We start from the raw sequence: 8,570 nt of genomic DNA on the forward strand, positions 1-8,570 counted from the left end.
GTGCCGGAGGACGCGCTGGGTCCGCAGGTTTCCTCCCTTCCCGAGGACTCCCTCCCGGAGGACGATTTCGTGCCGAGGCGGCGTCCCAGGTCCTAGGTGAGGCGGGCGGCGACGGCAACGAAGGCCGCGACGAAGGGTGTTGGTGGCTGGGCGGGTTACGGGTCGTAAGGCGCCACGCGAGCCGCCGGACTCCCCGGGCGTCGAACCGATCCGGTGAGCCGGGGCGGGTCCGGGTGGGCATATGAACACTCAGCCGTCGGCAACCGTGTGCGTTTGCTCCTTGTTGTTTCCCTCGGGCGCAAAGGAAAGTTGACCAACTCATTCCGCGCAAGCAGAGCTGTCAGCGATCCATGCCCGATCGGAGCTCCATGACGACCCGCACTCCCGAACCAGCCGCCAGCGTCCCGAGCGACGCACGAAAGATGCGCAAGATTGCTGTCGCGAGCGTCATCGGCACCACGGTCGAGTGGTACGACCTCTTCCTGTTCGGCACCGCGTCGGCGCTCGTCTTCAACAAGATCTTCTTTCCCGAACTCGACGGCACGACCGGCACGATCCTGGCCTTTCTCACCTTCGCCTCCGCCTATTTGGCCCGGATGGTGGGAGCCATCGTATTCGGGCATTTCGGCGACCGGATCGGCCGGAAGTCCATGCTGTTGACCTCTCTCATCATGATGGGAGTCGCGACATTCGCGATCGGCCTGGTGCCGGATTACGGAACCATCGGAGTCGCCGCCCCACTCCTCCTCCTCGGCCTCCGAGTCGTCCAGGGTCTTGCCCTCGGCGGTGAATGGGGCGGGGCCGTCCTGATGACGGTCGAGCACGCCCCGCCCGGACGGCGCGGATTCTTCGGCTCGATGGTCCAGATCGGCGTGCCGATCGGAACGCTGCTCGCCAACGGCGCCTTCCTGCTCGTGGCGGCCAACCTGGACACCGAAGCACTCCTGGCGTGGGGATGGCGGATCCCGTTCCTGATCTCCGCCGCCCTCATCGGCGTCGGCATCTACATCCGTCTCAACATCGAGGAGACGGCGAGCTTCCAGGCCGTCCGGCAGGCGGGGGAGAAGGCCAGGATCCCGTTCTTCGCCCTCATGCGCCAGTACTGGCGGCAGGTGGTGCTGGGCGGCATCGCGACGCTCTCCACGGGCTCGACCTTCACCCTGTTGATCACGTCCGGCGTGAGCTTCGGCACCGAGGACCTCGGGCACTCGAAGAATCTGATGCTGTGGGCCGTCATGATGTCGTGCGCTGTCGCCTGGGTGCTGATTCCCTTCTTCGGACGCCTCTCCGACCGCGTCGGCCGAAAGCCCGTCATCTACGGCGGCATCGCCGCTGAGGCCGTATTCGCCTTCCCCTTCTTCTGGCTTCTCGACACAGGATCGGAAGCGGGCGTCTTTGCGGCGTACGCGCTGATGGCGATCGCTTTCTCCGCCAACTACGGCCCCATCGCCACCTTTCTCGCCGAACTCTTCGGCACCCGGGTGCGCTATTCGGGCCTCTCGGTCGCCTATATGCTCTCCGGCCTGCTCGGTTCCGCGGCGACTCCGGCGATCACCGTCGCACTCCTGTCACTCACCGGGCAGAGTTCCTCCATCGCCTGGTACATCGCCGGGACCGCTCTGCTTTCCCTGATCGCTCTCTTCCTGCTCGCCGAGACGCGAGTCGGGGCCTTCGACGAGGTGAGCCGTGACTCCCCGGCCCCGAAGCGCGAGGTCCCCGCATGAGCGGAATTCAGCGTTTCGCGTCGGCGCCCGGTGTCCCCGCCGCCGTCGGCCCCTACGTCCAGGCGACCTCGGCCGGTGGATTCGTGTTCACGACGGGCCAGATTCCGGCAGCCCCGGGTGCGGAGACCGGCACCTTCGAGGACGAGGTGCACGCGACGCTCAGCCACCTCGAGTCCGTGCTGGTGGCCGCCGGATCCGACCTCGAGCACATCGTGAAGATCAACACCTATCTCAGCTCCCGCGATCAGCTCGAGACCTACAACCGTGTGTACGAGAGGTTCCTGGCCGGCCGTCGTCCGGCGCGCACCACCGTGTGCGTGGGGCTGTGGGGGGTGTCGATGGAGATCGACTGCATCGCCGTCGTCACCACGCCGCAGGGAGGGTCTACGTGACGCTGACCGGGTGCGGGGAGGACGCTGACTCCGACCTCGTCCAGCTCCTCGAACGTGTGGCGGACGTCGACTTCCCGACGCTCGGCCACTTCCTCGAGCACGGCTTCGCCGACCTGTCGGTCCGCCGGTTCGGTCTCCCGCAGCGTGTGATCGGGATCGCGGCGACACTCGCGCTCGACGAACCGGACGCCGGATCGGTCAACCGGGCCATCCTCGAGCTGCGACCCGGTGACGTGCTGGTCATCGACACGGGCGGCGACCACGCGCATGCGGTCATCGGTGCGGTCACCGCCGCCGCGGCCCGTGCCCGCGGAGCCGCGGGGATCCTCGTCGACGGTGCGGTCACCGATGTCGGCGCGCTCGGGGATCCGCGATCCGGAATCCCCGTCCATGCCCGCGGCACGAGCTGCCTCACGACCAAGCAGCTCGGCGGCACGAAGGGACGCCGGCAGGTTCCGGTCGACTTCGGTGGCGTGCGGGTCGAACCCGGCGACGTCATCCTTGGCGACGCCAGCGGAGTGATCGCTCTGCCGCCGGACGCGCTGGCAGCCGTGCTGCCGTGCGCGGAGCTCTCGGACGAGAGGGAACCCGCCCTCCTCCGCCGGATCGCGGACGGCGAGGCTCTGGAGAAACTCCTCTACCTCGGCTGAGCGTGCCCGTACCACCCGAAGCGCTCCGCGATGGCGGGCAGTCGGCCGGCGACGATGGCGTGGGCCGCCGCGCGGGGGCTCGTGCCATCGGCATCGGCCCGGGTGAGCATCAGGTCGATCAGCTCGCGCATCGAGCGGCGGGTGTACGCGAACGCCTCGTCCGCGTCCGCGCCGATGTCGCCGAAGAGGGTCCACCACCACCAGGCGTTCGTACCGGAGTTGACGACGACGTCCGGCAGTACGGCGATCCCGCGGGCCGCGAGCAGTTCCTCCGCCTCCGGCAGCACCGGCATGTTGGCCGCCTCGACGACCCAGCGGGCCGTGATCTGCCGCTGGTTGACGGTGTCGACGGCGTAGGAGACCGCGGCCGGTACCAGCACTTCGGCGGCTGTGGACAGCCATGCGTCGCCCGGCAGCCGGAAGTCGCGGGGGGCCAGGGCCGAGCGGTTGACGGTGCCGTACCCGTCACGGGCGGCGAGCAGGGTCTCCACATCCAGGCCGTCGGGGTTGGCGATGGTCCCCTCGACGTCCGCCACAGCGACGACCGTCAGCCCCGCGCGGGAGAGAAAACGCGCGGTGGCCCCGCCCATGGTGCCGAAGCCCTGCACCGCCACCCGGGTCCCCGTATGCCCGACTCCCGCTCTGTCCAGCGCCACCAGCACCGCTTCGGCGACGCCGCAACCGCCGACCAGCTCGTCGAGCCCGATGCCGTCCACGTCGATGCCGAAGGCCTTCTCGAGCCGCTGCCGCGCCGCCCGTTCGTCGTCGAGCAGCGGGTAGACGGCTTGGATGGTGGAGGTCAGACCGGCTTCGGCGGCGGCGGCCTCGACGGTCGCCTGGGTCAGGCCCAGGTCTTCGCCCGTGGTCCAGAATTTCTCGATGTGCGGGCGCATGGCGCGCAGATAGCGCACGAGGACACCGTAGGCTTCCGGATCCCGCGGGTCGCAGTCGATGCCGCCCTTGGCTCCGCCCAGGGGGATGTAGCGGCCCTCCGGGTTGTAGTGCAGGGCCTCCTTCATCGTCATGCCACGGGCCAGGCCGGCCACTTCGTCCAGGGTGCAGCCCTTACGCATCCGCAGGCCGCCGCTGGAGACGCCGCGCACGAGGCGGTCGATGACCAAGTGGCCTTGGTGGCCCGTCACATGGTCCGTCCAGGTGAGCGAGATCAGCGGGGTGGGGGTGGGAGCCGTGCTCATCGACGGGATTCCTCGGGGACGGTGACGACGCCGGGGCGGCGGACGGTGGCCGACCCCGACGCTGCGGGGGCCGTCCGCGCGTGCCGGGTGCGCCACAGCCACGCGACGTCGCGGCCGAAGGAGTGGACGAGCAGGGCCAGCGCGAGGAGGGCGACCGTGAACGCCGGCGCCGGCGGGAGAATCCCGGCGGCTGCCACCAGCAGCAGGATCCCCTGCAGTGCCGCCACCGTCTTGCGGGCCGTGTTCGGCGGCAGTGGGCGGCTCAGCCACGGCCATATCCAGGCTGCCGCGACGAAGGCGTACCGCATGACGCCGATCAGCAGCACCCACCCGCCCACCGACGTGGCGACGTGGGCGCTGAGCACCAGTATGAGGAACGCGTCCACCTCCATGTCGAAGCGCGCCCCCAGCTCGGACGCCGTCCCGGTACGCCGGGCGACATGGCCGTCGACGGCGTCGAGGATGAGCGCCGTGGTGGTGAGGGCGACCAGGACCGTGACCGGCGGCGGCCGGTCGAAGGAATCCGCGACCAGTGCGGTCACGCCGCCGACGAGCGCCGCCCGGGCCAGCGTGACGCGGTCGGCGGGTCCGAAGGACCGGTTCCGCGACCGGTCCAGGGCGAGGGTGAGGAATGCCCAGTTGGCGATCGTGAACGCCGAGCCGGCCAGCCACCCGGCGGGCCCCAGGCCGACCGTCACCTCGAGCAGCCCCAGCAGGAGCATCTGTGCGCCCGAGCCGACCGCCGCTTCGTTCCCGAAGAGCCTTGTGCCATACGTGTCGTACGTGTACGAGTCGTACCTGTCGTGCACGGCCACCGTCCGGCCTCCCACTTCATGGCAGCCCCCGATAAGTGCCGCGTATCGTAACCGCGGATCACCGTGACCAGGTTCGATTGCTCAGGAGGATGCCAATGCGGCGCACGGCCAGCGCATTCTGGCTACGCTCTCCCGGCCACGGCGAGATCCGGGAGGTCGCATTGCCGGAACCGGCCGCCGGCGACGTCGTGGTGCGTACGCTCGCTTCCGGCATCAGCCGCGGCACGGAGACCCTCGTCTTCCGCGGCGGTGTGCCCGAGAGCCAGTACGCCACGATGCGGGCGCCGTTCCAGGACGGCGACTTCCCCGGGCCGCTCAAGTACGGCTATCTCAACGTCGGCCTCGTCGAGGAGGGACCACCCTCGCTGCGCGGCCGCAGCGTCTTCTGCCTCTACCCGCACCAGACCCGGTACGTCGTCCCGGCGAGCGCCGTGACACCGCTGCCGGACACGGTCCCCGCCGAACGGGCCGTGCTGGCCGGGACGGTGGAGACCGCGGTGAACGCCCTGTGGGACGCCGCACCGCTGATCGGCGACCGGATCGCCGTGGTCGGGGCCGGCATGGTCGGCTGCTGCGTGGCCGCGCTCCTCGCCCGGTATCCCGCCGTCCGCGTCCAGCTGGTCGACGCGGACCCCACCCGGGCTCAGACCGCGAAGGCACTCGGCGTCGGCTTCGCGCTCCCCGAGGACGCCGCCGGCGACTGCGACCTCGTCGTCCACACCAGCGCCACCGAGGACGGACTCGCCCGCTCGCTGGAACTCCTCGCCCCGGAGGGGACGGTCCTCGAACTGAGCTGGTACGGCGACCGGCGGGTCAGCCTGCCGCTGGGAGAGGCCTTCCACTCCCGGCGCCTGGTCGTGCGCGGCAGCCAGGTGGGTACCGTCTCCCCGGCCCGGAGTTCCCGGCGGACCTTCGCCGACCGGCTCGCGCTCGCCCTCGAACTGCTCGCCGACCCGGCCTTCGACGCGCTGATCACCGGCGAGTGCGCCTTCGAGGAGCTGCCGCGGGTGCTGCCCCGGCTCGCCTCCGGCGACCTCCCGGCGCTGTGCCACCGGGTCCTGTACGACCCTGACCGGACCACCACCTGAAGCGGGCAGACCTGCCGATAACCCTGGAGGAGCACCCTTGTTCAGCATCACCGTCCGCGATCACCTCATGATCGCGCACAGCTTCACCGGAGAGGTTTTCGGACCCGCGCAGCGCCTGCACGGGGCGACGTTCCTGGTGGACGCGACGTTCCGCCGGGCAGAGCTGGACGCCGACAACATCGTCGTCGACATCGGGCTGGCCACCAGCGAACTCGGCGGTGTGGTCGGCGAACTCAACTACCGCAACCTCGACGACGAACCCGCCTTCGCGGGCATCAACACCTCGACCGAGGCCCTGGCCAAGGTCATCGCCGACCGCCTCGCCGACCGGGTGCACGCCGGGGCGCTGGGCGAGGGGGCCCGCGGCCTGGCCGGCATCACCGTCACCCTGCACGAATCGCACATCGCCTGGGCGAGCTTCGAGCGCACGTTGTGAGCAGCGCCGGCGCCGGGACCACCACCGTGACCACCGGCCGCTCGGTGCACATAGTGATGCCCGGCGGCGTCGACGACATGACGGCACCGAGCGGCGGCAACAGCTACGACCGCCGGGTGTGCCAGGGCCTGCCCGGCACCGGCTGGCAGGTGCACGAGCACGCGATCGCGGGCGGCTGGCCGCAGCCCGGAGCGGCGGCGCGCACGGAACTGGCCCGGCTGCTCGCGCGGTTGCCGGACGGCGCCGTCGTCCTCATCGACGGTCTCCTCGCCTGCGCCGTCCCCGACGTCGTCGTTCCCGAGGCCGGACGGCTGCGGCTCGTGGTGCTGGTGCACCTGCCGCTGGGCGACGAGACGGGACTCGACCCCGCCCTCGCGGCGGACCTGGACGCCCGCGAGCGCGAGACCCTGCGCGCCGTGCCGGCCGTGGTGGCGACCAGCGGATGGGCCGCCCGCCGGCTCGTGGACCACCACGGGCTCGACCCCCACCTGGTCCACGTCGCCGAACCCGGCGTCGAACGCGCGCCGCTGGCAGCCGGCACCGACGGCGTCTCGCGGCTGCTGTGCGTCGCCTCGGTGACCCCGCGCAAGGCGCAGCACCGGCTGGTGGAAGCCCTCGCGACCGTCGCCGACCTGCCCTGGAGCTGCGCGATCGTCGGCAGCCTGCACCAGGACCCGGACTACACGGCCGGGCTCCGCGCGCTGATCGCCGGCTTCGGGCTCGGCGACCGCTTCAGCCTCCCCGGCCCGCAGTCCGGCGCGGAACTGGCCGCGAGCTACGCCGCCGCCGACCTCGCGGTGCTCACCTCCCGGGCGGAGACGTACGGCATGGTCGTGACCGAGGCGCTCGCGCGCGGCATTCCCGTGCTGGCGACGGCCGTCGACGGTCTGCCGGAAGCGGTCGGGCGGGCGCCGGACGGCAGCGTGCCGGGGATTCTCGTACCACCGGAAGACCCTCTAGCACTCAATTCGGCGTTGCGCCGCTGGTTCAGCGAGCCCGGCGTACGTTCTCGATCGCGGGAGTCCGCGCGGCGGCGGCGTGCGATGCTGCGCGGGTGGGAGATGACGTCACGGAGTCTGGCCGAGGTGCTCGAACAGCTCCGGCGGGAGACCCGCCGGACGGCTTGAGCGGGCCCGGCACGCCCCGCTACACCCCGGAATGGCTCCAGTTGCGGGAGAGCGCCGACGCCGCCGCCCGCGCGCCCGCTCTCCTCGGCCCGCTGCGGGCTCACCTGGCGGACCCGCCGCCCGGCAGGAGTGCGGCGGAACTGGTGATCCGCGATCTCGGCTGCGGCACCGGCTCCATGGGCCGCTGGCTCGCCCCCCGGCTGCCCGGCCCCCAGCACTGGATCCTGCACGACCGCGACCCCGCTCTGCTCGAGCGGGCCGGTACGGCGATGCCCCGCACGGCCGCCGACGGCAGCCGCGTCACCGTCGCCACGGTGTGCGGTGACCTTGACCGGCTGACCGCCCACAGCCTGGCCGGCACGTCGCTGGTGACGGCTTCCGCGCTGCTGGACGTGCTCACCCACGCCGAGGTCGAGGGGCTCGCCGCGGCCTGCGCCGGTGCCCGCTGCCCGGCCCTGCTGGCCCTCTCCGTGGTGGGGCGGGTCGAGCTCACCCCTGCCGAAGACCTGGACGCCGAGATCGCCGACGCGTTCAACGCCCACCAGCGGCGCGGCGATCACCCCCGCCGCATGCTCGGACCGGACGCCGTCGAGGCGGCCTCCGAAGCGTTCGCACGGCACGGCGCGGCGGTACGGACGCACGCCAGCCCGTGGCGGCTCGGCGCCGCCGAGTCCGCGCTGACGGCGCAGTGGCTGCCGGGCTGGGTCGGGGCCGCGTGTGCCCAGCGCCCGGACCTGGCGCCGCGCGCGGAGCCGTACCTGCGGGCCCGGCTGGCAGCGTGCGCGGCAGGCGAGCTGCGGGTGGTGGTACACCACAGCGACCTGCTGGCACTGCCACCGACGCCGGGCGGCGAGCCCTCGTGATACCGCGCGCGGCCTGGTCCTGGATCCGGCTGCTCTTCGGCGGGAGCATCCTCGCGGTGCTGCTGTGGCGGCTGGGCACCGACGCATTCGTCTCCGGACTGCGCAGGATCGACGGCCCCGCGCTCCTGGCCGCTCTCGGTCTGGGCCTGCTGACCACCGTCTGCAGCGCCTGGCGCTGGTGTCTGGTGGCCCGCGGCCTCAAGCTCCGGCTGCCGCTGGCCGGTGCGGTCGGGGACTACTACCGTGCCCTGTTCCTGAACGCGGCGCTGCCCGGCGGCG

10 protein-coding genes are annotated in these 8,570 nt (G+C 71.8%); 8 read left to right on the top strand and 2 right to left on the bottom strand.

The window, feature by feature from the left end; translation table 11 throughout:
• Positions 1-422 precede the first annotated feature (422 nt).
• From ACRDP3_RS16175 to ACRDP3_RS16185, 3 genes are read left to right on the top strand one after another with little or no spacing between them, the layout of a single operon-like run.
• Complete coding sequence (locus tag ACRDP3_RS16175) at positions 423-1,724, top strand: MFS transporter (protein ID WP_431517656.1); 1,302 nt, start codon at positions 423-425, stop codon at positions 1,722-1,724.
• The gene (locus ACRDP3_RS16180) at positions 1,721-2,116 is read left to right on the top strand and encodes a RidA family protein (protein WP_431517657.1); all 396 of its coding nucleotides are present in this window, start codon (positions 1,721-1,723) and stop codon (positions 2,114-2,116) included. The genes ACRDP3_RS16175 and ACRDP3_RS16180 overlap by 4 nt, the downstream gene beginning before the upstream one ends.
• Positions 2,113-2,766: an RraA family protein gene (locus ACRDP3_RS16185; protein ID WP_431517658.1), complete on the top strand. Its 654-nt coding sequence runs from the start codon at positions 2,113-2,115 to the stop codon at positions 2,764-2,766. The genes ACRDP3_RS16180 and ACRDP3_RS16185 overlap by 4 nt, the downstream gene beginning before the upstream one ends.
• Here the strand turns inward: ACRDP3_RS16185 and ACRDP3_RS16190 are convergent.
• Both ACRDP3_RS16190 and ACRDP3_RS16195 read right to left on the bottom strand, forming a co-directional pair.
• Entirely contained in the window at positions 2,754-3,962 is a 1,209-nt protein-coding gene (locus ACRDP3_RS16190) for a Glu/Leu/Phe/Val dehydrogenase dimerization domain-containing protein (protein WP_431517659.1), read from the bottom strand. The two genes, ACRDP3_RS16185 and ACRDP3_RS16190, sit on opposite strands and share 13 nt — an antisense overlap.
• The gene (locus tag ACRDP3_RS16195) at positions 3,959-4,777 is read right to left on the bottom strand and encodes a CDP-alcohol phosphatidyltransferase family protein (RefSeq protein WP_431517660.1); all 819 of its coding nucleotides are present in this window, start codon (positions 4,775-4,777) and stop codon (positions 3,959-3,961) included. The genes ACRDP3_RS16190 and ACRDP3_RS16195 overlap by 4 nt, the downstream gene beginning before the upstream one ends.
• Before the next feature lie 95 nt (positions 4,778-4,872).
• Here ACRDP3_RS16195 and ACRDP3_RS16200 point away from each other — a divergent pair, with 95 nt between their 5' ends.
• From ACRDP3_RS16200 to ACRDP3_RS16220, 5 genes are all read left to right on the top strand, one after another.
• Entirely contained in the window at positions 4,873-5,865 is a 993-nt protein-coding gene (locus ACRDP3_RS16200; RefSeq protein ID WP_431517661.1) for a zinc-dependent alcohol dehydrogenase, read from the top strand.
• 37 nt (positions 5,866-5,902) lie between these two features.
• Entirely contained in the window at positions 5,903-6,301 is a 399-nt protein-coding gene (locus ACRDP3_RS16205; RefSeq protein ID WP_431517662.1) for a 6-pyruvoyl trahydropterin synthase family protein, read from the top strand.
• A gap of 56 nt (positions 6,302-6,357) precedes the next feature.
• Positions 6,358-7,428 (top strand): glycosyltransferase family 4 protein, encoded by a 1,071-nt coding sequence (locus ACRDP3_RS16210; protein ID WP_431517665.1) that lies wholly within the window; start codon positions 6,358-6,360, stop codon positions 7,426-7,428.
• A complete protein-coding gene (locus ACRDP3_RS16215; RefSeq protein WP_431517663.1) occupies positions 7,425-8,291 on the top strand; it encodes a class I SAM-dependent methyltransferase in 867 nt (288 codons plus the stop codon). Before ACRDP3_RS16210 ends, ACRDP3_RS16215 begins: the two co-directional genes overlap by 4 nt.
• Positions 8,288-8,570: lysylphosphatidylglycerol synthase domain-containing protein (locus ACRDP3_RS16220; protein WP_431517664.1), on the top strand; the 283-nt coding region annotated here is incomplete at its 3' end. The genes ACRDP3_RS16215 and ACRDP3_RS16220, both read left to right, overlap by 4 nt.

It is taken from the genome of Streptomyces sp. (assembly GCF_050698815.1).
Classification (GTDB): domain Bacteria; phylum Actinomycetota; class Actinomycetes; order Streptomycetales; family Streptomycetaceae; genus Streptomyces.

What these genes read in the sequence shown, in the direction of transcription:
- ACRDP3_RS16210 (WP_431517665.1), top strand. Translation starts at nt 6,358, where the DNA reads ATGCCCGGCGGCGTCGACGACATGACGGCACCGAGCGGCGGCAACAGC.
- ACRDP3_RS16190 (WP_431517659.1), bottom strand. Translation starts at nt 3,962, where the DNA reads ATGAGCACGGCTCCCACCCCCACCCCGCTGATCTCGCTCACCTGGACG.
- ACRDP3_RS16180 (WP_431517657.1), top strand. Translation starts at nt 1,721, where the DNA reads ATGAGCGGAATTCAGCGTTTCGCGTCGGCGCCCGGTGTCCCCGCCGCC.
- ACRDP3_RS16175 (WP_431517656.1), top strand. Translation starts at nt 423, where the DNA reads ATGCGCAAGATTGCTGTCGCGAGCGTCATCGGCACCACGGTCGAGTGG.
- ACRDP3_RS16200 (WP_431517661.1), top strand. Translation starts at nt 4,873, where the DNA reads ATGCGGCGCACGGCCAGCGCATTCTGGCTACGCTCTCCCGGCCACGGC.